24 protein-coding genes are annotated in these 23,463 nt (G+C 48.8%); 14 read left to right on the top strand and 10 right to left on the bottom strand.

Features of this window, described 5'->3' with window-relative positions:
• Position 1: 1 nt before the first annotated feature.
• The 5 genes from B8987_RS17530 to B8987_RS17510 form a co-directional block, all read right to left on the bottom strand.
• Positions 2–307 carry a hypothetical protein gene (locus tag B8987_RS17530; RefSeq protein WP_084661823.1) on the bottom strand — a complete coding sequence of 102 codons (306 nt, stop codon included), beginning with the start codon at positions 305–307 and terminating at the stop codon, positions 2–4.
• 341 nt (positions 308–648) lie between these two features.
• Positions 649–1,233 carry a cob(I)yrinic acid a,c-diamide adenosyltransferase gene (locus tag B8987_RS17525; protein WP_020374622.1) on the bottom strand — a complete coding sequence of 195 codons (585 nt, stop codon included), beginning with the start codon at positions 1,231–1,233 and terminating at the stop codon, positions 649–651.
• A gap of 44 nt (positions 1,234–1,277) precedes the next feature.
• Positions 1,278–1,841 (bottom strand): nitroreductase family protein, encoded by a 564-nt coding sequence (locus B8987_RS17520; RefSeq protein WP_084661821.1) that lies wholly within the window; start codon positions 1,839–1,841, stop codon positions 1,278–1,280.
• Between the two features lie 65 nt (positions 1,842–1,906).
• Positions 1,907–2,110 carry a capping complex subunit for YIEGIA gene (locus B8987_RS17515; protein ID WP_020374624.1) on the bottom strand — a complete coding sequence of 68 codons (204 nt, stop codon included), beginning with the start codon at positions 2,108–2,110 and terminating at the stop codon, positions 1,907–1,909.
• Between the two features lie 3 nt (positions 2,111–2,113).
• Positions 2,114–3,028, bottom strand: a complete 915-nt coding sequence (locus tag B8987_RS17510; RefSeq protein WP_028962320.1) for a YIEGIA domain-containing protein — start codon at positions 3,026–3,028, stop codon at positions 2,114–2,116.
• A 214-nt stretch (positions 3,029–3,242) separates the two neighbouring features.
• Here B8987_RS17510 and B8987_RS17505 point away from each other — a divergent pair, with 214 nt between their 5' ends.
• On the top strand, positions 3,243–4,184 hold the full coding sequence (locus B8987_RS17505; protein ID WP_084661820.1) for a magnesium transporter CorA family protein: 942 nt from the start codon (positions 3,243–3,245) through the stop codon (positions 4,182–4,184).
• 172 nt (positions 4,185–4,356) lie between these two features.
• Here the strand turns inward: B8987_RS17505 and B8987_RS17500 are convergent, their stop codons facing one another.
• On the bottom strand, positions 4,357–4,935 hold the full coding sequence (locus B8987_RS17500) for a nucleoside deaminase (RefSeq protein ID WP_084661819.1): 579 nt from the start codon (positions 4,933–4,935) through the stop codon (positions 4,357–4,359).
• 676 nt (positions 4,936–5,611) lie between these two features.
• Here B8987_RS17500 and B8987_RS17495 point away from each other — a divergent pair.
• From B8987_RS17495 to B8987_RS17485, 3 genes are read left to right on the top strand one after another with little or no spacing between them, the layout of a single operon-like run.
• A complete protein-coding gene (locus B8987_RS17495) occupies positions 5,612–7,468 on the top strand; it encodes a protein PrkA (RefSeq protein ID WP_028962318.1) in 1,857 nt (618 codons plus the stop codon).
• Complete coding sequence (locus B8987_RS17490) at positions 7,465–8,616, top strand: DUF444 family protein (protein ID WP_084661818.1); 1,152 nt, start codon at positions 7,465–7,467, stop codon at positions 8,614–8,616. Before B8987_RS17495 ends, B8987_RS17490 begins: the two co-directional genes overlap by 4 nt.
• Complete coding sequence (locus B8987_RS17485) at positions 8,594–9,832, top strand: SpoVR family protein (RefSeq protein ID WP_028962316.1); 1,239 nt, start codon at positions 8,594–8,596, stop codon at positions 9,830–9,832. Before B8987_RS17490 ends, B8987_RS17485 begins: the two co-directional genes overlap by 23 nt.
• 556 nt (positions 9,833–10,388) lie before the next feature.
• On the opposite strand, the gene B8987_RS17480 is transcribed toward B8987_RS17485, so the two are convergent.
• Together B8987_RS17480 and B8987_RS17470 are read right to left on the bottom strand one after the other, a co-directional pair.
• The gene (locus tag B8987_RS17480; RefSeq protein ID WP_084660898.1) at positions 10,389–11,690 is read right to left on the bottom strand and encodes a transposase; all 1,302 of its coding nucleotides are present in this window, start codon (positions 11,688–11,690) and stop codon (positions 10,389–10,391) included.
• A 246-nt stretch (positions 11,691–11,936) separates the two neighbouring features.
• Positions 11,937–12,476: an NUDIX hydrolase gene (locus B8987_RS17470; RefSeq protein ID WP_028962315.1), complete on the bottom strand. Its 540-nt coding sequence runs from the start codon at positions 12,474–12,476 to the stop codon at positions 11,937–11,939.
• Positions 12,477–12,544: 68 nt separating this feature from the next.
• On the opposite strand from B8987_RS17470, the gene B8987_RS17465 reads away from it, so the two are divergent.
• From B8987_RS17465 to B8987_RS17445, 5 genes are all read left to right on the top strand, one after another.
• Complete coding sequence (locus B8987_RS17465; protein ID WP_084661817.1) at positions 12,545–13,129, top strand: TetR/AcrR family transcriptional regulator; 585 nt, start codon at positions 12,545–12,547, stop codon at positions 13,127–13,129.
• 50 nt (positions 13,130–13,179) lie between these two features.
• A complete protein-coding gene (locus tag B8987_RS17460) occupies positions 13,180–13,461 on the top strand; it encodes a hypothetical protein (RefSeq protein ID WP_028962313.1) in 282 nt (93 codons plus the stop codon).
• A gap of 158 nt (positions 13,462–13,619) precedes the next feature.
• Positions 13,620–14,750: a citrate synthase gene (locus tag B8987_RS17455; RefSeq protein ID WP_028962312.1), complete on the top strand. Its 1,131-nt coding sequence runs from the start codon at positions 13,620–13,622 to the stop codon at positions 14,748–14,750.
• Positions 14,751–15,167: 417 nt separating this feature from the next.
• Complete coding sequence (locus tag B8987_RS17450) at positions 15,168–15,632, top strand: DUF2892 domain-containing protein (RefSeq protein ID WP_084661816.1); 465 nt, start codon at positions 15,168–15,170, stop codon at positions 15,630–15,632.
• A gap of 311 nt (positions 15,633–15,943) precedes the next feature.
• Positions 15,944–16,309, top strand: coding sequence for a hypothetical protein (locus B8987_RS17445; protein ID WP_028962310.1), 366 nt, complete (start codon positions 15,944–15,946; stop codon positions 16,307–16,309).
• Positions 16,310–16,409: 100 nt separating this feature from the next.
• Here B8987_RS17445 and B8987_RS19765 read toward each other — a convergent pair whose 3' ends face one another.
• Positions 16,410–16,553 (bottom strand): hypothetical protein, encoded by a 144-nt coding sequence (locus B8987_RS19765; protein ID WP_020374638.1) that lies wholly within the window; start codon positions 16,551–16,553, stop codon positions 16,410–16,412.
• A 224-nt stretch (positions 16,554–16,777) separates the two neighbouring features.
• Between B8987_RS19765 and B8987_RS17440 the strand changes: the two genes are divergently transcribed.
• The gene (locus tag B8987_RS17440) at positions 16,778–19,441 is read left to right on the top strand and encodes a calcium-transporting P-type ATPase, PMR1-type (RefSeq protein WP_101494362.1); all 2,664 of its coding nucleotides are present in this window, start codon (positions 16,778–16,780) and stop codon (positions 19,439–19,441) included.
• 151 nt (positions 19,442–19,592) lie between these two features.
• Positions 19,593–20,459 (top strand): diaminopimelate epimerase, encoded by an 867-nt coding sequence (gene dapF, locus B8987_RS17435; RefSeq protein ID WP_242940684.1) that lies wholly within the window; start codon positions 19,593–19,595, stop codon positions 20,457–20,459.
• A gap of 71 nt (positions 20,460–20,530) precedes the next feature.
• On the opposite strand, the gene B8987_RS17430 is transcribed toward dapF, so the two are convergent.
• Positions 20,531–21,193, bottom strand: a complete 663-nt coding sequence (locus tag B8987_RS17430; RefSeq protein WP_084661814.1) for a DedA family protein — start codon at positions 21,191–21,193, stop codon at positions 20,531–20,533.
• A 498-nt stretch (positions 21,194–21,691) separates the two neighbouring features.
• On the opposite strand from B8987_RS17430, the gene B8987_RS17425 reads away from it, so the two are divergent.
• The 3 genes from B8987_RS17425 to rpoZ all read left to right on the top strand — a co-directional run bounded on the left by B8987_RS17425 (position 21,692) and on the right by rpoZ (position 23,462).
• On the top strand, positions 21,692–22,753 hold the full coding sequence (locus B8987_RS17425) for a hypothetical protein (protein WP_028962306.1): 1,062 nt from the start codon (positions 21,692–21,694) through the stop codon (positions 22,751–22,753).
• 186 nt (positions 22,754–22,939) lie between these two features.
• Complete coding sequence (remA, locus tag B8987_RS17420; protein ID WP_020374643.1) at positions 22,940–23,245, top strand: extracellular matrix/biofilm regulator RemA; 306 nt, start codon at positions 22,940–22,942, stop codon at positions 23,243–23,245.
• A gap of 4 nt (positions 23,246–23,249) precedes the next feature.
• On the top strand, positions 23,250–23,462 hold the full coding sequence (rpoZ, locus tag B8987_RS17415; protein WP_020374644.1) for a DNA-directed RNA polymerase subunit omega: 213 nt from the start codon (positions 23,250–23,252) through the stop codon (positions 23,460–23,462).
• Position 23,463 lies beyond the last annotated feature (1 nt).

Here is a 23,463-nt window from a genome sequence, read left to right as displayed (position 1 = left end):
ATTAGTGCCCGGAAGAGACAAGCAGTTCGATAAGGGCCGTTAACAGGGATATAGCGGCCATGATAACCGTTGAGAGCCCAGATTGTGGTAGTACGAGAAGGACAAGATAAAGTCCCATAAAAGTGACCGTCACCCATATTAAAAACCGCTCAAATATGACCGTACGGTATAGGAGGATTCCATCAATTACGGTTCCGGTAATGCCGATTCCTAGTCCGACGAGTACGAGTGTTGTGAGCACACTGGGATCTGGAAACCACTGACCGTTGGCAAAGCGTACAAGAAGCCAGGTGGTTATGATGAGCATTAAGGGTGTCACAATTTTGGGGAGACTGAGAAATTTAATAGGTTCCAGCTCCTTTGATTCGGCGATATTGCCCTAAGGATTTACCATGGCACCGAATTTTATGTTTTACGTTGTTTCAAGATGCGTAACGGACTGCTTCGGCGAACCCACAGCAAAAGGCCTGCGAGGATTATCCGTGCGCATTTGGCAAAAAGGTTCTGATGATGAGTTATGACTAAAAAATTCCGGGAGGAGTCTCTTTAGGATGCTGTGGTAGAAAGCGAGGCATCAGCCCCTGCCAGGCAAACAAGATATCACACAATATCCTGCCCACTGTGCAAGATGATGCGTGATATCTTGTCTTAATATGTTTGGGGCATGCCGGTGGCCTCTTCGTGGATGCCTAATTGTGCATTCACGTAGCGGGCCGCCGCGAATAGAACATCGGAAAGTCGGTTCATAAACGTTAAAACAGCATGGGGCACTTTCTCTAGCTTGTTGAGAGCCCAAATTTCCCGCTCAGCGCGTCGGCACACGGTTGTTGCGATATACAGGCTCGTTGCCGCTAAACTCCCTTCTGGAATCGTAAAGGGTTTCCATGGGGGTGTATGGTTTCGCAGCGTATCGGCTAATTGCTCCAACTGTTTGGTTAAAGCGGGCGGTGTACTCGCTTGTCCTTCGTCATCAAATGTCGTCGATAAGTCTCGGCCGACCATAAACAAACGATGTTGCAGGTCGTGAAGAAATGCCTCTAAATGAGTCCATTCGTCCGGAACTGGGGAGGGTCGAGACTCTGACAAATAGGCGCGAGCTTGGCCGATAAATGCGTTAAGCTCGTAAAGAGTGCCATAGGCATTGACTCTTTGCGAGTGCTTTTCAATTTTTTGACCGGTACTCAAACGCGTGATGCCCCCATCACCATTTCGCGTATAGATGCGGCTCGGCATAAATCCCTCCTTTCTAAGAGGTCAAAAGGCCTACCTCTTAGCCATTACGTTAACCACAAAGTTTTGTCTTCCGCCGCCATCCTGGGCACATGAGGAATCTCTTTAGGATACCCAACACGAACCAATGCGACGATCCGTTCATTGTCGGCCACTTGGCAGAGCTTTAGCACCGGCGGGTAGCGGGTGATGGCGCCTGTACCCCAATAAGTGCCTACGCCCTGACTCCACGCTGCGAGCATCATGGCATATGTGGCACAGCTCACCGCTGCATAATCTTCTTGTTGGCGATACGGATCATCTGCTAAGACTTGGATAACGGCAACGACCACGCTGAGCATCGCGAATTCCGTGCGTGCTTGTTCCGCGATGCGTTCTGCGTGGGGGCGATTTTGTCTTTGCGCTTTGTCCAATGCCACTTCATACCGGTAATTAGCTAGTTCCTGTAAACTCTGGCCCCGGATGACGACAAAACGCCATGGTTGAGTCAAATGGTGATTCGGAGCCTGAATCGCGGCACTTAGCATCAGGCGGATAATATCATCGGGGACAGGGTCCGTGCGAAACCGGTGAATCGTACGCCGACTGATGAGTCCCTCATAAAGATCCATAAAGAATATAGCCTCCTGATACCATTATGCCATTAGATGGTATCAAAAATTTGCCACGGATGCTACTAGGTGGCCTGGTTCACCGTCAAGATAAGTGTTCCATTATGCAAGTCATGCACAATGGCATTGGTAATGCGCGTAAGCCACATCGCAATTCTCTCGCGCTCTTGATCATCTTCCGCGATGAAAATTGGGGCCATGCCACCCGTAACAGAATCCTTTTTGGTGGTCACAATAGCAAACATGACAGGCGTCGGGGCATCAGCCAAGGTTTACATCTCCTTTCGATTTAATACGGGACTGGTCATACGACTCCATTTGCTGGACTCCAAGACTGGGGTGCGTTTGATCGCCCGAATTAATTTGTTGATATCGCGGTCAACAGGTAAAATGGATAAGCCAGCTTTGCCAGTGCCTGCGGGCATTTCCATCCGGCATAATGGTGTTTGTTCGGGATAACCAACGTCTTTTTGAACGCCAACGGCTGCCGCAGCTTCGTAGGCAATCGCTTGACGCTGCGAAATATTCCACAGGGCGGCTTGTCCCCGTTCATTCTTCGGGGTCAGCACGACAGCCAGTCCTTCTTTTTCGTAGCGCTCCCGAGAATGGGGTAAACCGACTTCCATCATCATCACGTCGCCCGCATAAAGCAAAGAACCTTTGTCAAAGGTGATTTTGGCCGGTTGAACATCGACCACGTCCCCAATGTGTTTGCCGGACATGAAGATTTCCGAAATGATGAGAATCACGATGCCGCCGATTATGCCCAAGACTAGCCCGCCGAGTTGGGTAATCGCAGAGGTTAAGAGAGCAACCAGCATGGCTAGGTAATTTCTCGCTTCATAAGTGATAGCAATCCCTTCGATATAGCCTGGTCCTCGGGATACGAGAATCAGTTTTTCTTCCTGCTCAAGGGTTTTGCGCTCGGTGTTTCGAACATCCCGGAATTGTGTCGCGGCTAATGTTAAAAATGTTGCGGCCGTAAATTCTTTGCCAATAAGTGAGGTAAGCACACTGGAACCAATCATCGCCGCAATGATAGCGAGCGCAACTTGCGAAACATATCCCGATGGGTATCCCGGATAATGGGTGCTGCCACTTTTTAGAGATATGAGCCGGGACAGCAAACCGGCCACAAATCCCACAATCATGGGTGTCCAATCAATGGGTGCTGAACTTCCTGACATAACATCCTCCTACTATCAAGACTTGGGGTCTCGCCGTGGCGCACACGTCTTGGAACCGTGTGTACCCGTTGTGACGTCTGGCTTTAGTCGGTAGTATTGTGGATCATTTGCAGTTTTGGCATACATGCTTTTGTGTGAGGGACACTGAAAATACCAAGCGCGATCGCATATCGCCGCCAGGAGTTAGGGAAGTCATGAAAGGAGGAAGACGGGCGTGCCAAAATATTTGGCCATGATTGACGAAAAAACCGTAGAAAAACACACGTGGCCCGAGGATGAAACCGTTCTTTGGGTAGATTTGGGTCGTGAGGAAAAAGACGAACTGCAAGATATTGTGAGCCGATTATACCATGCTCATCCTGTAGCCATCGAAAAGGTTTTGCGGGGTCACGAACGACCTTCGGGTTTTTTGATTGAAGAGGATGCCATAGTGGCAGTGATTTCTGATCCTACGGCGAATGTGGCAGACAAAACGCGGCGCCCTATTGGCTTATTTTTTGGTCAACGCTTTTTAGTCACAACCCATTTTCATGGAGATAATGGGCTGATTGACACAACATGGAATAAGGCCATGAAGGAAAATATGTTAGAACAAGGGCTCGATTTTGCCTTGTATTACTTGCTATATAATCATTTACGCCATTTTTACCAAGCCACCCGTCAAATTGGCCAAGATTTTGAACGACTGCATGTGGAATTGTTGCGCGAACCAACCAAAAATCTTGCCCTTAAAATTGTTGATTTGCGTAAAAAGACCTATTGGTTATATAAGGTCATTCGTCCCGAAATTAAAATATTTGCCTTACTCAAAGAGCATATTCCCTACATAAAACGGGATAATCGTCCCTATTTTGAAGATTTGTATAGTCAGATCGAAGAGATTTTAACCGATGTCGAAGCATATCGGGACGGACTAGAAGGAATGGTGGAGGCATTCTCCGGAATGCAATCTAATGAGATTAATAAGGTGATGAAATTCCTCACCATCATTTCAGTTCTCGCTCTGCCAGCGACCACGATCGCCTCCATTTATGGGATGAACTTCTGGATTCCGGAAATTCATTGGCATTACGGTTATTGGTATTCTCTCATCGTGATGTTCTTAGTTACCGTGGCCTTGCTTTTATATATTAAGCGCAATAGATGGTTCCGCTGATGTCTCGTCATTGTGTGATTGTGACTAATTGGCAGGACTGTCGAGCTGGGTTAACGAATAAGGGCCGCGAAGAATTCGCATTTCGTCTTAAGAAATCTGGCTTTAAGAAAGGAGATTTCCATAGCATCGTAAATGAATTAACATCCATTTCTTGACGCGTTAAGGGTTTGCATCATGATGGGCGCCAGGGTTCCGATTTCATAGTCCATACGTCACCCGGCCGTCCCCGGCTCGCATTCCATGTTTTCATCAATTCGATCTGACGCGCCGATAGATCGGCAAAGGGACTTGCGATGACTTCTAGGCGCTGCACTTTGTGGAGAATATGATGAGCGGTGTCTGGCCATGACAAGGTTTTGAACAATCGGATAGCGCCGTTTGCGGGGTCATTGGCCGCCCAGACAACCTGGCGGATGTTTGACATGATTATGGCACCAGCACACATGAGGCAGGGTTCTGCCGTGGTATAAAGAGTATGGCTTCGCGGCAGGTAGCGTTTTTTTGCCGCATCGACCCGCAAAGGCCGCGCATCGCGCAGGGCTTCCATTTCGGCGTGTGCGGTACTGTCCTCGGCACTAAAAACCTGGTTATGTCCGCGGCCAACGACCTGTCCGTCATCGTCTACAATTATGGCACCAATAGGGAAGGTGCCCGCTAGGAGGGACTTTTCTGCCTCTTCAAAAGCTATAAGCAGAAAGTACCGGTGTTGTTGAAGACGGAAGGTGTCAAGCGAAGTATTATCGGGTGTCATAAAGATTCGTTATGCCCACCTTTCTCAATCCTCTTTCACGAACGCCCCATTCGAGAAGACTGCTACGAGCTAGGCATTGCGTCTGGAGAATATGTCATTTCACGGTGAGGAGAATCTCGCACCGTCTATGACGGGCATTGCACTTAACGGTGAATGCGTTGCATGCAAGCGTTGATTCTTCCACCATGAACAGGTTATTAACGTATATGAAGGCAAAATTGGTACTGCTTGCTTCCATGAACTTTCATACCCAGCATGAAACATTCCCTAATTGTAAACTAGCATGGCATCCCCCTGTATGCAATAGCACTACGACTCGCTTTTCCGCTGCCTGACTCCAAAACTTCATAAGGAAATATGGACCCACTGTATTACGGAGATCTGATGGGAAAAGATGATCAGCCAAGATTTCTTGCCTCCGGAAAATGGGTGTGATGCGGTGTGTTTTAGCTCATAGCGAAACATGGAATTAAAACATGGCGAACGGGCATGGATAGAAATTAAACGCCTCAAGTCACATTTTAGAGGTCGGGAACCTATTTGCAGGTGTTCCGAGTGTTGTCTTCTGAACACAGCCGTGTTGTTTGGTCGTGTCGCCAAGAAAATTTCCAAGAAACGGATAATGTGGGCGTTAATGGAGAAACTAAAACAAAGACTGATTGAGGAGGAAGTGCCCATGTTATCGGAACGGGGAGACGAGCCAAAAAGCAATGCTTATTTCGTGGAACCAGAGTGGTCGGGAACGTTTAGTCAATATCTTGACATTGTCCGTGCCATGCCCACGGTTGCCGAAACGGCTCATCACCGGCTATGGCGCATGGTGATGAGCCGGGGCAAAACCGGTACAGATGGGCGTAAATATCCATTCTTTACAGATTCACTATTTGGGATCGAAGAGGCCGTGACCACTTTGGTGGAAGACTATCTGCGACCCGCTGCGCGCGGATTCGAGGTCAAAAAGCGCATTCTCTTGCTCGTTGGCCCTATCAGTGGGGGCAAGTCGACACTGGTTACCTTACTCAAACGGGGTTTGGAAGCCTTCACATCCTTGCCGGAAGGACAATTGTTTGGTATTAAGGGTTGTCCCATGCATGAAGAACCGCTGCACTTGATTCCCGCTCCAATGCGTTCAGAATGGGAACGAGATTTAGGGGTCAAAATCGAGGGCGAATTGTGTCCGGTTTGTCAGTGGCATTTGGCCAATACTTATCAAGGACGGATAGGGCAAGTCCCGGTCGAACGGGTTATTCTCTCCGAATACAAACGGATTGGGGTTGGTACTTATGCCCCGTCCGATCCGAAATCACAAGATATTGCCGATTTGACCGGAGCCGTGGACTTTCAAGGGTTAGCGCATTACGGCTCAGAGTCTGATCCACGGGCGTTTCGTTTTGATGGGGAACTGAACATCGCTAACCGCGGGTTGGTAGAATTTCAGGAGATGCTGAAACTCGATGAAAAATTTCTGTACCAATTACTCTCTTTGAGTCAAGAAGGCAACATGAAAACGACGCGCTTCCAACTCATTTCGGCGGATGAAGTGATCATAGGCCATACCAACGAACATGAATTTCGCACGTTTATGCAAAATCCGCGAAATGAAGCGTTGTTATCACGGATGTTTGTTATACCAGTTCCTTACAATCTTAATGTCTCGGAAGAGGTACGAATTTATCAAAAATTGTTAGCTCCTTATGAGGTGCCAGAAATTCATAAAGGGCCTGGAGCATTACAAGCAGCCGCTGAGGTAGCGATATTGTCTCGAATTAAGGAATTGCCTAAGCCGGGCCGGGATCGGCTAAGCAAATTGCTTCTCTATCAGTCCGAGGATAACGACCATGAACGCAAGATGGCACAGGACGAAGGCCGCCAGATGGGAGAAGGCATGACTGGCCTCGATCCGAGATATTTGATAAATCGGTTGTCATCCTTATTTTCCGATCCTGATCGTGAATGTGTCGATGCCCTTGACGTGTTAGATGCGATTCGGTCTGGATTGGACAATTCTCCTTTTGGAGACCGGGGTTTGCGGACAGATGTGCAGGAGTGGACGCAGACCGTCAAGACTCTCTATGATCAGCACATTGAAAAGCTGGTTCTTCAAGCCTTCGCAGAAGATTGGAGTGACGAACTTGAAAGACTGTATCGCAATTACCTCGATCATGTGATTCGCTTTGTAGAAGACACTCAAGGGGATGAACAACTTCTGCGAGCAATCGAAGAACGGTTGGCAATCACAGAGACCCAGGCGCCAGCCTTCCGGGAAGAAATTTATGCCCGAGTCAAATCTTCACGAGGGCGGTCGAGTCTTGGTTCATATCACGACTATCCCCATCTTCGCCAAGCCTTGGAACAGAAATTGTTTGATGATCTCCGTGATATGGTGAAAATCACGACTCAATCATTAAATCCTGATCCGAAAACCTTACAGCGCATTGAACAAGCGGCACAGAATCTTGTGGCCCATCACGGGTTTTGTCCACGGTGCGCAACCAAGGCCATTCACCATGTGGGAGGCCTATTAAATCGATGAAACTCCCTTCATACAGCATCGGCAATGGAGAACAGTGGCGATATCATGGCATTTATCAGGACCAGTGGCGCCACGATCAGAAAGTGAAAGAAGCCGTTAAGGCTAATTTGGCCGATATGGTGTCCGATGAGCACATCACCATCGCCGACGGTCGCCGCGTGATCAATGTTCCGTTGCCGGAACTGAAAGAATTTCGAATTAGCTTCGACTGGCACCATGTGGAAACTGTGGGACAGACAGATGATAACGCAACGGGGAATCATGGTGAGCACAAAAATTCCATGGGAACGGGCAAAGAGGGTGGAACAGAAAACGGGGCCGATGTGGAAGATACCGCGGTCACGCTAGAAGAAGCGGCAGATATTGTCTTTGAGCGGCTGGCTCTTCCTGACTTAGATCCCTTAAAACGGTCTTTAGGCGATGGCCGGGAATTGCAACCGGAATCATGGGACAAAGTGGGATTAAAAAGTCGGTGGGTGAGAAGGGCAACATTGCGTGAAGCCATGAAGCGCCACGTTAAAGAACATCAAGAACGTCTTGACATTCAGCCTACTGATGTAAGGTATTGGCGCTATGAGGCGTTGCCTGCTGATGAAGGGGGCGCCGTGGTGTTGGCCATGATGGACACCTCAGGATCGATGGGAACCTTCGAAAAATATTTAGCTAAAAGTTTCTTTTTTTGGACAGTCGAATTTCTCCGGAGAAATTATCCGCATGTCGAGCTCGTATTTTTAGCGCATGACGTCCGGGCCAGGGAAGTGGATGAAGAAACGTTTTTTCACCGGGGATCGTCGGGCGGAACCGTGTCATCGTCAGTGTACCGACTTGGTCTCGATATTTTAGAACAGCGGTATCCCGCCGAACAGTTTAATAGTTATGCTTTTCATTTTACAGATGGGGGTAATTTGACTTCCGATAACGCGTTGGCCGTAGAAATTGGTATGGAATTGGCACGTCGCACCAATCTTTTTGGTTACGGTGAAATCCACGACACGGATCGGAATCCCTCACCCTTATTCCAATCATTCCAAGAACGCCAGGGAATTGGAGCGATACTTTTGCGCCGCAAAGAAGATGTGTTTCGCGCGTTGGAATATTATTTCGGAAAGGATGGGGAAAAGAAGAATGCTCACACCCTCCAAGCTTGAAAGCTTAATCGATCAAGTTTTGCCCATCGCACAGCTGTCCGGGTTAGAGTGTGATCACGTCCATTTCGAATTAGTAGATGCAGAAGATATTCATGCTTTAGCATCGTATCATGGACTGCCAATTCGCTACGCGCACTGGAGTTTTGGAAAGAATTACGGACGATTAAAAACGGCCTATGACTATAGATTATCCCAGATTTATGAGCTCGTTATTAATACTCGTCCCTTCTATGCCTTTATCGATCGTCTCAACACGGACGCGCAAACGTTATTGATTTTGGCACATGTCTTTGCCCATGTTGATTATTTTTCTCATTCGCGGCTATTCGCTAGGACCCCTCATGATATCTTGCATAAAGCGTCGCGTCATGCGAGACAAATAGGGCAGTACCGCCGTATTTATGGGAACGAGGCGGTTGAGTCCTTATTGGATGCTGCTATGGTGGTGGCGGACCATGTCGGAACGTCTCTTCTGATGGCGAGAGGGCCTGGGAAAGAAGCCAGCGATGTGTTAGGGTATATTGCGTTGCATAGTGCACATCTCCAAGACTGGGAACGCGAAATCCTCTTGATGATCCGGGAGGAATCGAAATATTTTTGGCCGCAGCGTCTGTCCAAAATTAGCAATGAAGGTTATGCCACCTTTTGGCATACTCGCTTAATGCGTCAAATTACGCTCTCACCAAAAGTAGCGTGGGAGGTGGCAGAACTTAATAGCAAGCTTTTGGCGACAAAGGCACCTCAATTAAATCCGTATGCGTTGGGATCCCAATTATATAATCATCTTTACGCGAAGAAGGGATTAGGTGCGGTCTTTGAAGCCCGCAATATGTTAGATGATGCTGGATTGATTCGTTTAGCGTTAGACGACGAAGTGATCCAGACCTGTCATTTAGACATTTACCGGGAAAGTGATCCCAATGGCAATACGCCCCACGCTGATCCTGCTCATATTCGTGCCCAACTCATTCAAGACGTGGAACATGCGGGCATTCCCCTTCTAACCGTGATCGCAGAAGAGTCTAAGCCTCTAGGCCCTCTACGTATCCAGCACCATTATGATGGGAGAGACTTAGATTTTTATGAGTTACCTTTTGCATTGAAAGCTATTGCACATAGACTCTGGGGTGGAGTGGTAGAAATTCACACCATGAAGCAAGGTATGCATCATATCGCGAGCCATGATGGAACAAAATGGGCTGACGAAGTAAGTTAAACATACGAAACTGACGCGTTAAGGATGCATTGGAATAATATACGGCAATAGAAGACTAATCGCGATAATGGCCACAATCCACCAAAACACCGGTCCTCCTGCATAACGTCCTTTGGGCGGAGAGGGACGACGACGTTTTTTACGTGGACGAAAAGGAACAACTTTAGCACTTTTTTTGATTGGGGCAGGACTAGGAACTTCGAAGCCGCATTGTGGACAGGTTGACTCGTCACGGCTTAGAAGACTACCGCAATGTTCACAAGTCATTATCTCCATCCCTCTCTAGACGACATCCATCCCACAACTGTGGTAGGGTAAAAGTGAAAATACTTTTACCCTCATATTTTATCCCAAAACACAGAATTGGGGGAGATTTTTTTATCCTGGAGTTTTTTCCGCTGTAGCCGATTTCAGTCAATCTGCGGCGACTCCACAGCCGTTTGTCACGCAGATCCCAGAGGGTGAATGGGCCTCAATTATGGCGGAACAGGATGAATCGACGCCGAAGCAGCGGCCCGACGGGCCGTTCCGGGATTTCGATGAATGGGGGTGGGGTTCACGACCCCACGAGGCGGCGCATCCGCTCCGGTTGCCGTTGCCGTATCCGCCCGAGCGCCATCGCCAACATCACGATGAGGGCCAACCCGCAGCGGAGTTGCATTTTCTTTAGCCCCCGAATGGTATGGAGTTCCAACCCGAACGACACATCCAACCGACTGTTCACCCGTTCCACCGCCGTGCGATGGGCATACTCGCGCTTCCATTGATAACTGGCCCGGTCCATGGGCGTAAAAATCCGCCGATCGGTCTGTAAGGGAATGCGCAGGCCCTGGACGACGGGGCAGGTGTCTTGACCCCGGCAGGACACGCCCGCAAAGCGGGCGGGGCACCGCTTTTTGAGACGTTGGCGCCTGACTTCGAATCCGCCGTTACTCATGGTGTGAACCTGACCCGTGACCGGATCCTGACAAAAGACGTCGCCACGATAATTGTAGGTCACCGTCGAATGGCCCGGTAGCACTCGCGTGGCATCCGGGTCCCGCCACATATTCCGGATATCGATCACCGGCTTAATCTGGTAGCTATCCCAGCAGGCGGCGATCAATTTGGTATCATCATAGCCCCGGTCGGCCGTTAAAAGGACGGCACGGGACAGCAGCACCCCGTGGCGATGGTGCAGATGATCCAACATGGGCATCGCCCGGGTCACATCGGACACCGACGCTTTCGTCACCTCCCACGCCACCGGCAATTCGTACGTCGAATCCACCACCAGGTGCAGCTTATACCCGAACCACTTGACCACTTTGGTCCAGGTAGTCCCGTCCTCATGCACACCGCGGTATTCCTTCCGTCCAAAATCGGCATCGACGTCCCGGCGCCCATCGGCGGTGGGGTTTTTGGCGGGCCGCACGGCCCGCGACGAGATACCCTTGCTGTCCATGGCCAAGCGCTGACCGAAATTCGGGAGCACGGCGGCGAGGTCATCCACCAGCTGCTCAAACATCCCGTCCACGGTATCCTGTTCGGCCATCAGACGATGCAGAAATCGGGTGTAGGCCGACGCGGGCGGGACGGCCGCGTTGCGGAACCCGCACAGCATGCGCAGTTGCGCATTGCGGGCCAGTTCTCGGCGAAGGCTCTCGATGCTGGGGTGTTGGAAAACCACCCCGGCCAACACCGAATTCCACATCGCCCGGACCGGGTACGCATTCCGCCCATGCCCACGGGCGGCTTCCAGGTGGGCCATGAGGGTTTCATCCGGGACCGTCTCGAGGACGAGCACGAGGCGTTCGAGGTCGCCTAATTCTTCGAGATCTTGCCACGAAAAGAGAGAAAGTTGTGGTATGATAGCCATACGGGAGAGCTCCTTTCGGAAAATTGTGGTTGGTACTTCAATTTTACCAGAGCTCGGCCCGTTTTTCTTAGGGTTTTGCGGGTTTCGGGGATCGCGGCACGGTGTGCCGCGGGTGGGGTCAAATCGGCCGCCGGCGGCCGACCGGGAACCGAAAAGCCGCATTCCTCCGTCCATGAATGGGGGAAATTCTTTATGAGCCTCTGCGAATCCCGCGCCCCTCTACGGTTTCAAGACAGCGCAAATGCCTCATCCTGGTGAACCCTGGGATGTTTGAACCGGCCGCCATCGTCCTCGTTGTAATAACCAGCCTCGAGCATTGAGGAAATACACCAAGCCTAAATGTGTCTTGGCGTCCGCGGCCCTTCCTTCGATCAATAAATTGGGCACTTCATTAACAGGAATAATTTTGACTTCAATTTCTTCTGTCGGATCCCAATTTGTTGGTCCGGGAACAGGATTCACCGTGTAATAAAGATGCACTTTGTGTCGTGACAGTCCCACGGAAGGATAGAAACGGGATAACAAGCGCATATCGCCAGCCTGATATCCTGTTTCCTCCTGTAATTCCCGGCGGGCTCCTTGAACAGGTTCTTCACCCCGTCGTAATCGACCGGCGGGCAACTCCAAAATTTTGCGCCCTAAGGCGGGCCGAAATTGTTCAACGAGAATAACCCCTTCGGGAATTTCCGCAATAACCGCACAGACATCTGGTAACACAAGATACTCGTGAATATAATGCGTGCCCCTGACCGTAACGGGCACACGTCGAATACGATTCCTTAGCAATGGACGGCTCCTCTAACGTGTATTAATTTATATTATAGCAATTGTGACTGAGGAAAGGGAAAAGAGCCATGGATGAAGGTGGCCGTAAAGAGGAGATTCTTAAGGCAGCCCAAACGATATTTAGCCAATATGGATATCACCAAGCAACCATTCGGATGATTGCCGATCAAGCACAATGTGCCACAGGAACTTTTTATCTGTATTTTGTCAGCAAACAGGATTGCTTTCTGGCGCTCGTGGAAACATTATATACCCACGTCATGGAGCAAATTATGTTGGCGCGTTCTGGAATTGAGAATCCATCCGAAAAACTTAAACGTTCCCTAGAGGCCGCAGTCGATGTGTTCCGACGAGATTATGAATTGGCGCAAGTGGTTTTGGTCCGAGGGGCTGGAGCGGACCCGCTTTTTGAAGAACGCATGTGGAGAGTTCGCGAAGCCTTCAGTGAATTTATTGTCAGCGACCTCATCGAATGTGGAGTACCGCGGCCGCAAGCCGTGATTGGCGCCCATGGTTGGGTTGGAGCTCTGGCGGAGATTGTTGGCGTGTGGATTCGCCGTGACCAGGATCTGGATTTAAATGAAGCGGCTCAGGAAATTCAAAGAATTTTTTGGACGGCATGGGGATTAAACGATTTCCATTCGGCGTCCTAGCGGATACAATACGAAAAAGTAGAAAATTTGTCACAAAAGGGGACAAGAGGATGGCTTTAGAAGTTTTATCGGTTTCTCATCAGGAAGATGTATGGCTCGTGACACTGAAAGTCTATGAGGGTGTCTATAAAAAGGATGAATATATCGTAAGGGTTGTGGATGTTCCGTTAGCGCCGAGTCCAATGGATGACGCGTCTCAAATTGCGGTGATGAAGGCTTTTGTACTGGATCAGGTGACAAAACATATGCGCCGTGGTTCGCTGCCCCCCACAGGGATGCAAATTGAAGGGCAACATGTTTGGGAAGTGAAAACCACTTCGTCCTCATTGTAGAATGCACTGCGGAATTTTTACAGAAGATTATGAGTTTGGATGAGTTTTTAGAACGAGGGATCCCGTCCGACAATACCGCCTTACAATTTACTTGCTGGGATCAAGTTTTTATAAGACGCAAACCTTTTTGAGCTATTAACAAAAGGAGGCCAATGCCCATGTCGGAAGTGCAATTTAAAGAAGGCCTAGAAGATGTCGTAGCGGGAACCTCAGAAATTTGTTTCATCGACGGGAAAGAAGGACGTTTGGTTTATCGCGGATACGACGTTCGTGATTTGGCAGAACAGACGACATTTGAGGAAGTCGTCTATCTTCTGTGGGAAGGAAATCTACCTACCCGAGAACAATTGAATCAATTTACGACAACCTTGCGATCGATGAGACCGCTTGCCAAGCCGGTCTATGATTTACTCGTCTCGGTGCCGCCCTCAACAAATCCGATGGATGCTCTTCGTACAGCCGTTAGTCTAGCCGGTATTTATGATCCTGATGCCGGAGATAATTCGTATGAGGCTAATCGACGCAAGGCCATGCGTCTTGTTGCCCAAATTCCGACTATGGTCGCATCATTTGAACGTCGACGCCAAGGACGAGTACCGATTGCTCCCGATTCCCATCTCTCTTTAGCTGAAAATTTCTTATACATGCTTCATGGAAAGCGACCTGAGCAATTTCCTGCCCATGTTTTTAACACAGCCTTGGTTTTGCATGCTGACCATGAATTAAATGCATCGACATTTGCGGCCCGGGTCACCGCTGCCACCCTGTCCGATTTGTATTCTGCCGTAACCTCGGCGATAGGTGCCCTGAAGGGACCTCTCCACGGTGGGGCTAATGAAGAAGTCATGGTGATGTTGCAAGAAATTGGCGAGGTTGACCACGTCGATACCTGGATTGACAATGCTTTGGCGCAACATAAGAAAATTATGGGATTTGGACATCGTGTTTATAAAACCGAGGACCCGCGAGCCACAATATTACGTCAATTTTCCCGCCAATTAGGAGAACAAACCGGAACGATTAAGAATTACCAAATGCTCGAGGCAATTCGGCAAACCATCCAATCGAAAAAACCGTTATATCCTAATGTTGATTTTTATTCCGGTTCGGTTTATGCGGCCTTGGGCATTCCGACGGAGTTATATACACCCGTTTTTGCGGTAAGCCGCATTGCCGGATGGACTGCCCATATTTTAGAGCAATATCGGCATAACCGCATTATTCGTCCACGGGCTGAGTATACGGGGCCGAGCCACCGAAATTTTATTCCCTTAGATGACCGTGAATAGCACAGTGACACACATAATCCTAAGATTTTAGTGAGTTTCCGTGTTACGGCCTCAAACAGTTAGCCAGTTGATGATCTGTAGCTGGGACCATTCAGATGGTTCCTTAGGATATGAAAGAATATGAAGATCAGGCGACTCATCGTGGGCCCTTCGGCCAGGTGAGTCGCCGTGATAATTGTGACGGCCCAGATTGATACAGTACTTAGACGGAAATGCATCAATCAAGGATTCGGGGGACTTCTGGATCAAAGAGACGGATGCCAAAGTCATTTTTGGCAGCGCTTTTCTTCATGGTGTCATCATTGTAACCGGGTAACCCGAAACTTTGCACGCATCCAGCATTTCACAGATGTGACAACGGATTTCCGGTATGTTCTCAAACTTCTTGTTTAGACTATGAGACAAGGAGGAGAGGATGTGGAAAAACAGGTTATTATACGCTTACCAAGTACCACCGGACGCGTCCAATCGCATACGATTCCCCAAGTCAATCAAGCTATCGATGCCCAAACCCAGTCCAAAGTGTTTCACTTGGCGGAGATGGGTCCCCAGGCTATCACACAACGGTTGCAAGAACTCGACCAAGAATGGGATACCGAACGGGTTCTTGAAGTCACATCGTCGACCTTCGTCTTACTCGGCTTACTATTAGGATCGGGACGGGATAAAAAGTGGCTCGCCCTGTCTGCGGTTGTGGGGGGATTTCTGTTGTCGCATGCGCTCGATGGATGGTGCCCCCCATTACCCGTTATTCGCCGATTTGGAATTCGAACAAGCCAGGAAATTGAGAAGGAAAGGCTGGCTTTGCGGGCTCTACGGGGTGATCTAGGGAAGACTTTTTCCCCGCAAGAAGCATGGGCATTGGTGACCTCTGCTTCTTAAATTGACTAAACGGCCATCATGGTCGGGTTTTCTGTTTTCGACAGACTCTGTCAAGGACAAAGTAGTAAAATAATAAGGCATCGTGATAATAAGAAGACGGTCCTAGATGATCACCCAAGGCATTTACGAGGTCTTCTGGAAGTTAGACAGTAGAAGTAATACGTTCTACAATATGAACACTGGGCGACAACAGTCCGGGATCATTTTGTGGGAAACTCGGCACACGATGTACGAGCCCCTTTACGCATGTCCTTATCCAGTACGATAGTACGAGTAAGGGTGAATGAGTTTTACAGATGGGAGGGATAGTAATGTCTGACATGGACATTCTTGCCATCGCGTCATTAAGTCCTAATGAACGCGAAGCGAAAATGGGACAGTTATTTCAGCAACTTATGCCGCTATCGGAATCTGAACAAGTGGCCGCTTTGCACAACTTAATTAAGGAAATGGCTGAAAAAGCCAATGATGAGCAATATAAGAACTTATGCCTGACCAATTTAAAATTGGCCGCAGCGTTACCTGATGAAGAGTTGAAACGGTTTTTGGCAGTCCGCATGAAAGCGTCAGGGGAATTACCCAAAAATCTTGCGGAACGTGATCTAAACCTGATGCAAGAGTCTCTAGGAGAAGTTGACGCGCAAATTCGGGATAAGATTACCCGAAATATGCAGTAACGTTACATATTTAAGAAATCCGATCGCCTAGGAACCTAATATGCATGTTCCTAGGCGATTTATTTCTGATCACTCGGGATTTTCCCCGCCATGCTACGTCTCATAGTTTGTTTCGCCAAAAAGGTACGAATGGTAAGTTTGAAGCTTTAGCATTATCCTTGGTGTCAGGACGAATTTGTTGTCCATATTGAACCCAGTGATACTCTCCGGGACGATCCATCCAGTAGAAATGAAACTTCTTCATGATGTTCCCTCCTATAATTTTTGTACGGAGCCTTTGCGTAAGCGATTATAACGCGCGGCAGTGGATACAGATCTATCGCTTCCATTGTGGCATTGATGTAAATTGACATAATAACATGACAATTTTAGAGGATGACAATGAAGGTGTTCTGGCTGCCCTGTTTCGTTCTGATCTTGTCCTTAGTTTCATAAGAATAAGGCGAAGTGGAGACAGGAGGGATGGGTGTGGCAGAAATCTGGCATACCTTAACTAGCGATGAAGCCATTATTCAACTCCGCTCTGATTCACACAGAGGGTTGAGTACATCTGAAGCAGAGTCGCGGTTACAGGAAATCGGCTTGAATGCAATTCAAGAGGCAGACAAGACACCATGGTGGAGTATTTTTTTTAGTCAATTTCAAGACTTCATGGTACTCGTGTTAATCGGAGCGACAGTGGTTTCGTTTCTTCTCGGGGAAGTCGGTGACGCTATCACGATTGTGGCCATCGTGGTCATGAACGCGATATTGGGATTTGTCCAAGAATATCGCGCGGAGAAATCTGTTGAGACCCTAAAGGCTCTGACAGCGCCTGAGGCACGGGTTGTCCGTGGGGGACAAGTTGATATGTTGCCAGCAGAAGAACTCGTACCCGGAGACATTATCGAACTGGAGGCGGGAGACCGCATTCCCGCGGATTGTCGTCTTATCGAAGTGCATGGCTTACAAACGGACGAGGCGCCTTTAACAGGAGAATCGCAGTCGGTGAGCAAAACAACAGAGCCATTATCACGGCCAGATATTCCGGTAGCTGACCGTCGTAACATGGTTTATATGGGCACGACGGTAGCCAGAGGCCGAGCAAAGGCTTTGGTAGTGGAAACCGGGATGCATACAGAAATGGGCAATATCGCTAATTTGATGCGTGAAGCGGTGGAAGATCAGACGCCATTACAACGACGCCTTGAACATCTCGGCAAGATTTTAGTGTATTTGTCTCTATTGATTGTCATGGTGGTTGTGGTTACCGGATTATTTCGTGGCGAGCCCCTTTACCAGATGTTTCTAACAGGAGTCAGTTTAGCTGTTGCCGCAATTCCTGAGGGCTTACCGGCCATTGTGACCATTGCGCTAGCTTTAGGGGTGCAGCGCATGATTAAAGCCCATGCGATCGTTCGGCGATTGCCAGCTGTAGAAACGTTAGGTTGCACAACGGTTATTTGTACCGATAAGACTGGTACCTTGACGAAAAATCAAATGACCGTGACACAGATTTGGGTTGATAATGACTTTATTGATACCACTGATGAGTCGAGGACTTCCCCGACGTTGCCCAAGTTGTATACGGCGGCTGCGCTTTGTAATAATGCCTCTGTCGATGAGAAGGATCCAGATAATCCGGATAAGGCTAAAGGCGATCCCACAGAAATTGCGCTGCTTTGGGCAGCGAACCATGGGGGGATTGACTTAAGCGAGGTGGCTTCAGAATATTTGCGAAAGGGAGAAATTCCTTTCGAATCCGAAAGACAACGGATGGCAGTTCTCACAGTCGACCGACATAATCGTTATACCGTTTTCGTTAAAGGAGCCCCCGATGTGTTGTTGGGATTCTGTCGATATCTCGAAATTGATGGCCGCCTGGTCCTACTAGATAATGAATGGCGTCAGCGCATTCGGAGCATTAATGATGACATGGCGGCGCGGGCACTGCGCGTGTTAGGGGTTGCCTATCGTTCCACAACGGGGGAGGAACCCCAAGATCATTGGGAACGCGATTTAATTCTCCTGGGACTAGTGGGGATGATGGATCCTCCGCGCCCCGAAGCCGTGCAAGCCGTGAAAGATGCCAAACGGGCAGGATTGCGAACGGTTATGATTACCGGGGATCATCCAAAAACCGCTCGCGCTATCGGTGAAGCCATGGGCATGGTCGCTGGAGCCGATGAAATCATTACGGGACCCGAATTGGATACTTTGACGGATACGGACTTGGCTCAGCGCGTAGAAAACATTCGGATTTATGCACGGGTCTCACCGCCACACAAACTTCGCGTTGTGCGTGCATGGAAAGCCCATGGGGAAGTCGTGGCCATGACCGGAGACGGGGTCAATGATGCGCCAGCTCTTAAAGAAGCGGATATTGGCGTAGCGATGGGCAAAACGGGAACAGACGTCACCAAAGAAGCGTCGGCGATGATTTTAACCGATGATAATTTCGCGACTATTGTCCGTGCTATTGAAGAAGGACGAGCGATTTACGATAACATCCGCAAGTTTATCCGCTATTTATTATCGTGCAATGTTGGTGAAGTTTTGGTGATGTTCTTAGCAGCGTTCTTGGGATTGCCCTTACCTTTATTGCCCATCCAAATTCTCTTTGTCAATCTCGTAACCGACGGCTTACCCGCGATGGCTTTAGGCGTTGATCCGCCAAGCCCCGGCGTGATGGATCGGCCACCTCGTGATCCCAATGAAAGTATTTTTGCTCGGGGACTCGGCACGAAAATTGCGTTCCGTGGTCTTTTAATAGGGGTCAGTACGTTGCTGGTTTTTATTTGGTCGCTACAATTATGGGGTATGGGATTACGGGAAGCCAGAACCATGGCCTTAGCCACATTAATTATGAGTCAACTGTTTCATGTGTTTGATGCCCGGGCTGAGGATCGCAGCTTTTTAGAAATCGGGTTGTTTTCTAATATCTGGGCTGTGTTGGCCGTGTTGTCCTCCGTGATGATGTTATTGGCGATTATTTATGTACCGAGCCTCCGAGAACTTTTTAAGACCGATCCCTTAGGTTTGTTGGATTGGGGAATAGTGGTACTGGCATCCGGCTTTATTCAATTGCTGGCTGCCGTCCGTGACGTTGTTTTGAGGCCGATTCGTCATTTTGTTCACGGTTCAGTGCAGTAATTGCCTCAGGTGCCTCAGGTCGGTCTATGGGGTCTATGACCACGCAATCAAGAACTATATAATGGGAGGAATCCATTGTGCTTAATGAAAAGATCACGAGAGTACGCTCTTTAAGAAATTAGCTTGAGGGAAGAAAAGGAGGAGCCTTGGGGTGGGACAATTGGAACCCTTACGTTTTACGAAGATGCATGGTTTAGGAAACGATTATTTGTTTATAGATATCAGGGACATGGAGGAGGTTCCCGATGACGTTTGGAAAGACTATGCCATCAAGATGAGTGACCGACATTTTGGCGTCGGAAGTGACGGCATTATTTTGATTGCACCGTCGAAGGTGGCTCCCGTACGTATGCGGATTTTTAATGCCGATGGATCCGAATCTGAAATGTGTGGTAATGGACTGCGTGCGATGACCAAATGGCTTTATGACCGGGGTGAATTTGATCCCGGCCAGGCCATAGAGACCGGAGCGGGCCTATTATACCCGGAGGTTTTGAAAACCGAAGAGGGGAGAGCGTCGGTTATCCGGGTCAATATGGGAGTCCCTCGGCTCACACGGCACGAGATCGGTATGCTGGGTCAAGGGGAATCTACGTGCATTGACGAGCCTTTGGACCTTGATGAGACGATGCTGCACATTACCTGTGTATCAATGGGGAATCCTCATGTTATTATTTTTGGACCGTTGTGGGACGAACAGACTATGGCACGCTTGGGACAGAAAATAGAGCATCATCCGATGTTTCCCCACCGGACCAATGTGCATTCGGTCGAGGTTGTTGATTCCCATCATTTGCGGATGCGACATTGGGAACGAGGTGCGGGATTGACCTTAGCCTGCGGTACAGGGGTCTCGGCTGCTATCGTGGCAGCGGTTCTCACCGAGCGCGTCGAGCGCCATGCCACCATTTCCGTGCCAGGAGGTACACTGGAAGCTTCCTGGGACGAGGGGACGGGCGTCGTCTATTTGACGGGAACAGCACAAGAAATTTGTCAAGGAGTTTTTGAATTACGATAAAGCGACTGCCAAATCAGAAATCGCGGATATCAGAAGTCCGCGATTTTTTGTCAGGCATTATCGCCAACTCTTTAGGGTTTCGTGGTGTCTTGCGCATCGATATGATCATCTTCGGGTACCGGGGTGATGATTTGCCGTTTCTTTTTACGGCGTTCATACCACCACCATAGAGCGATTAATAAAACTAATCCAATCAGCACGGGTGTCTCGTACTTTTTCGTGGCTTCGAGACCAGATACCACATGGGGACCGAGCAAGTACCCAGCGGTGACGGCAATTAAGGGCCACATAATTGAACCCAAAATCGTATATAAGAGAAAGCGAGGATAGGGCATTTCAAAAAGGCCCGCAGGAAACGAAATAATCATACGCACGCCGGAGATGATGCGCCCAATGAGAACAACTTTGTCCCCTTTCGTACGAAAATAGTTTTCCCAGTAGGCTAGACGTTCGGGCGTTCGAAAAACCCAGCGAAAATGCTTAAGGATGAGAGGACGTCCTCCCAAGCGGGCAATGAAATATGCTCCGGTAGCTCCTGTGGTACTTCCGGCTGCAGCGACCAAAACCACAATGGGATAGGAAAAATGCCCTAGCCATACCTCATATCCGGAGAAAAGCAAGATAATTTCTGATGGGCTAGGAATTCCAATGCTTTCCACAAGTAATACAATATAGACCGCGAGATATCCCGCTTCGTTAAGCCATTGAGTCACCGTATGAACAGCAGCCAGCACAGGACAGTCTCCTCTTCAGTTTATCGAGTGGATTAGGTCATAGTATATCATGTGACGGGTAATTCTTCCTTGATGACGACTTGATGACGACTTGATGACGAACTCTCGCACCTGTCAATAAGGAACGGACTGTACTCACGGAATTCACAGGGAAATAATATCGACGAAATTTATTTCCCGTGTCACAATCTGATCTTTCCTAATTAAGATACAAGGCTAGAATTAAAATCTTATAAATTTTTCAAGGCAATAGAGGAGTCGAAGGCTGGATCATATTGTCTCAGAAAATGGTTGGCAAGACCCGTACATCTAAAATGGGGATATAAGGTCGCATAAGGTGTGTTGTGGCAATAGAAGTATCATCATGGTGCTATTTGGTATGCTGATGGTGATGGTCTAGATTCACCACTTGGAGATAACTTGGGTCTTGCGTTTAAGTCGCGAATAGACCGGATATCTTGTCCAGTTCCGGGTAGAATAACCTCGGGAGGTGGCAAGATGAGGAAAACCCAGTTTATGACCGTAATCAGTGCCTTGGGCGCGGTGGTGGCAGGCATTTTGATTTATGTGACACCAGCTGCTGAGGCTCACGGGACATTACCTCAAGAAAGTGCTCGAGAAATTGTGCAAAGAAGCTATGCAGCGATCAGACAGGGAAACTTTGTGGAGACGTTGGCATTGACCCATGCCCCATTTGCTGCCGATTGGGGACCATGGGTTCACAAGATTATGGAAGATCCTGCAACCCGACTGATTAATTTCTATGAGGCATCTCCCCAACTTTGGCGTGTCGATGCTCTCGCCATGAACGGAAAGATTCTATCCACCTTATTAGCGAATGATGGCAAGATCCAGCTAGTTAATCCGAAGAACCAGACACGATTACTGGTCAATGCCGGTGTAAATGACGTATTGCCGTGGCCGATAAAATGGATGTTGCCGACGTTCAAACAATTACAAGAATGGCAAGTACATGTGGGTCAAACCATGATAGCTGGGGTGCCCTGTTATGTTGTGAATTTGGTCCATCCTCGGGTACCGGTATCGCTTACCCGGATGACCTATTTCTTTCAGGGCCGTACAGCAGAACCCTTGGGTGTGGCATTGTACCGAGGCCGGCACCTGGAATTTCAAGCCAAAGCGTTGGTCTATTCATCGGGGAACCCGGGACCGTCTGTAAAAGGTCCTGTATTACTCAATACCTACCGCATGACACATGTTGAGTGGTCCAAAGGGTTAGTGGAGCATATGGTGCCGGAACATTTTGGTCCTCTAACTCAAACCCATATTTCCCAGTGGCCGCATCAGGAAGTCATACGTTATGGTCACGGACTCAACCAAGTTATGGTGGTTGTTTCTTCCATGCAATCAGCTGAAGCCGAGGCATGCCGTCGTTACCATAACCCGGTGCAGGGTTATCCCGGATTTAGTGGGATGACTGATGGTTTATGGAGTACACTATCTTTTCGTTATGGATCCCATTGTATCAGTGTCATTGGCGATCGTCCCTTAGGGCTCTTGGCCGAATGGGCTAAGTCCTCTTTTTTTCATAAACTTTGATGTCTTGTCGTATGAGGAACCCCGAACCATGGCGGTCTAAGATGCATATAACGATGAGAGATGATGGAATATGGATGTGCTTTGCTATCACGCAAAGTTAGTCTGTTACTCAGCATCTATGATATGATGAAAAACGATAGCAGAGTGGGTAAGGATGCTCTGCAAGCCACTTCGGGAGGCTAAGGCTTGGATATTAAACTTGTCAATATAGGGTTTGGTAACATTGTTTCTGCAAACCGAATCGTGGCAATCGTTAGTCCTGACTCGGCGCCTATTAAGCGCATTATTACCGAGGCCCGCGATCGCGGCGTGCTGATTGATGCGACTTATGGTCGGAGAACGCGTGCGGTCATTATTACGGACAGCGATCATGTCATTTTGTCGGCTGTTCAACCGGAAACGGTCGCCAACCGATTAGCCAGCCGAGAAGTGTCAGCGGTCGAAGACGAGGACGACGATGACACCGTCGAAGCAGAAGAAGAGGAGCGATAGGCACATGGATCCACGTGGATTGACAGTGAAAGAATTAACGGAACGGCATGAAAGCAAATACGCACTAGCTGTAGCAGCGGCACGCCGGGGTCGTGCCATTACCGAAGGTAGCCATCCCTTGGTTGAAAGTCATGCGAGCAAACCGGTAACGATTGCTCTGGAAGAGATTCACAAAGGACTTATTACGGTAGAAGTCCCTCCTGTCGGCATTAAATAGG

The sequence above is a fragment of the Sulfobacillus thermosulfidooxidans DSM 9293 genome (assembly GCF_900176145.1).
Lineage (GTDB): Bacteria > Bacillota > Sulfobacillia > Sulfobacillales > Sulfobacillaceae > Sulfobacillus > Sulfobacillus thermosulfidooxidans.
The sequence above is the reverse complement of the archived record's forward strand: the minus strand, read 5'-3'. Positions and strand labels throughout refer to the sequence as shown.

Bases quoted from the DNA above. Each gene is read 5' to 3' on its own strand.
- B8987_RS17530 (WP_084661823.1), bottom strand. From the start codon at position 307: ATGCTCATCATAACCACCTGGCTTCTTGTACGCTTTGCCAACGGTCAG.
- B8987_RS17525 (WP_020374622.1), bottom strand. From the start codon at position 1,233: ATGCCGAGCCGCATCTATACGCGAAATGGTGATGGGGGCATCACGCGT.
- B8987_RS17520 (WP_084661821.1), bottom strand. From the start codon at position 1,841: ATGGATCTTTATGAGGGACTCATCAGTCGGCGTACGATTCACCGGTTT.
- B8987_RS17510 (WP_028962320.1), bottom strand. From the start codon at position 3,028: ATGTCAGGAAGTTCAGCACCCATTGATTGGACACCCATGATTGTGGGA.
- B8987_RS17500 (WP_084661819.1), bottom strand. From the start codon at position 4,935: ATGACACCCGATAATACTTCGCTTGACACCTTCCGTCTTCAACAACAC.
- B8987_RS17495 (WP_028962318.1), top strand. From the start codon at position 5,612: ATGTTATCGGAACGGGGAGACGAGCCAAAAAGCAATGCTTATTTCGTG.
- B8987_RS17490 (WP_084661818.1), top strand. From the start codon at position 7,465: ATGAAACTCCCTTCATACAGCATCGGCAATGGAGAACAGTGGCGATAT.
- B8987_RS17485 (WP_028962316.1), top strand. From the start codon at position 8,594: ATGCTCACACCCTCCAAGCTTGAAAGCTTAATCGATCAAGTTTTGCCC.
- B8987_RS17480 (WP_084660898.1), bottom strand. From the start codon at position 11,690: ATGGCTATCATACCACAACTTTCTCTCTTTTCGTGGCAAGATCTCGAA.
- B8987_RS17465 (WP_084661817.1), top strand. From the start codon at position 12,545: ATGGATGAAGGTGGCCGTAAAGAGGAGATTCTTAAGGCAGCCCAAACG.
- B8987_RS17460 (WP_028962313.1), top strand. From the start codon at position 13,180: ATGGCTTTAGAAGTTTTATCGGTTTCTCATCAGGAAGATGTATGGCTC.
- B8987_RS17455 (WP_028962312.1), top strand. From the start codon at position 13,620: ATGTCGGAAGTGCAATTTAAAGAAGGCCTAGAAGATGTCGTAGCGGGA.
- B8987_RS17445 (WP_028962310.1), top strand. From the start codon at position 15,944: ATGTCTGACATGGACATTCTTGCCATCGCGTCATTAAGTCCTAATGAA.
- B8987_RS19765 (WP_020374638.1), bottom strand. From the start codon at position 16,553: ATGAAGAAGTTTCATTTCTACTGGATGGATCGTCCCGGAGAGTATCAC.
- B8987_RS17425 (WP_028962306.1), top strand. From the start codon at position 21,692: ATGAGGAAAACCCAGTTTATGACCGTAATCAGTGCCTTGGGCGCGGTG.
- rpoZ (WP_020374644.1), top strand. From the start codon at position 23,250: ATGGATCCACGTGGATTGACAGTGAAAGAATTAACGGAACGGCATGAA.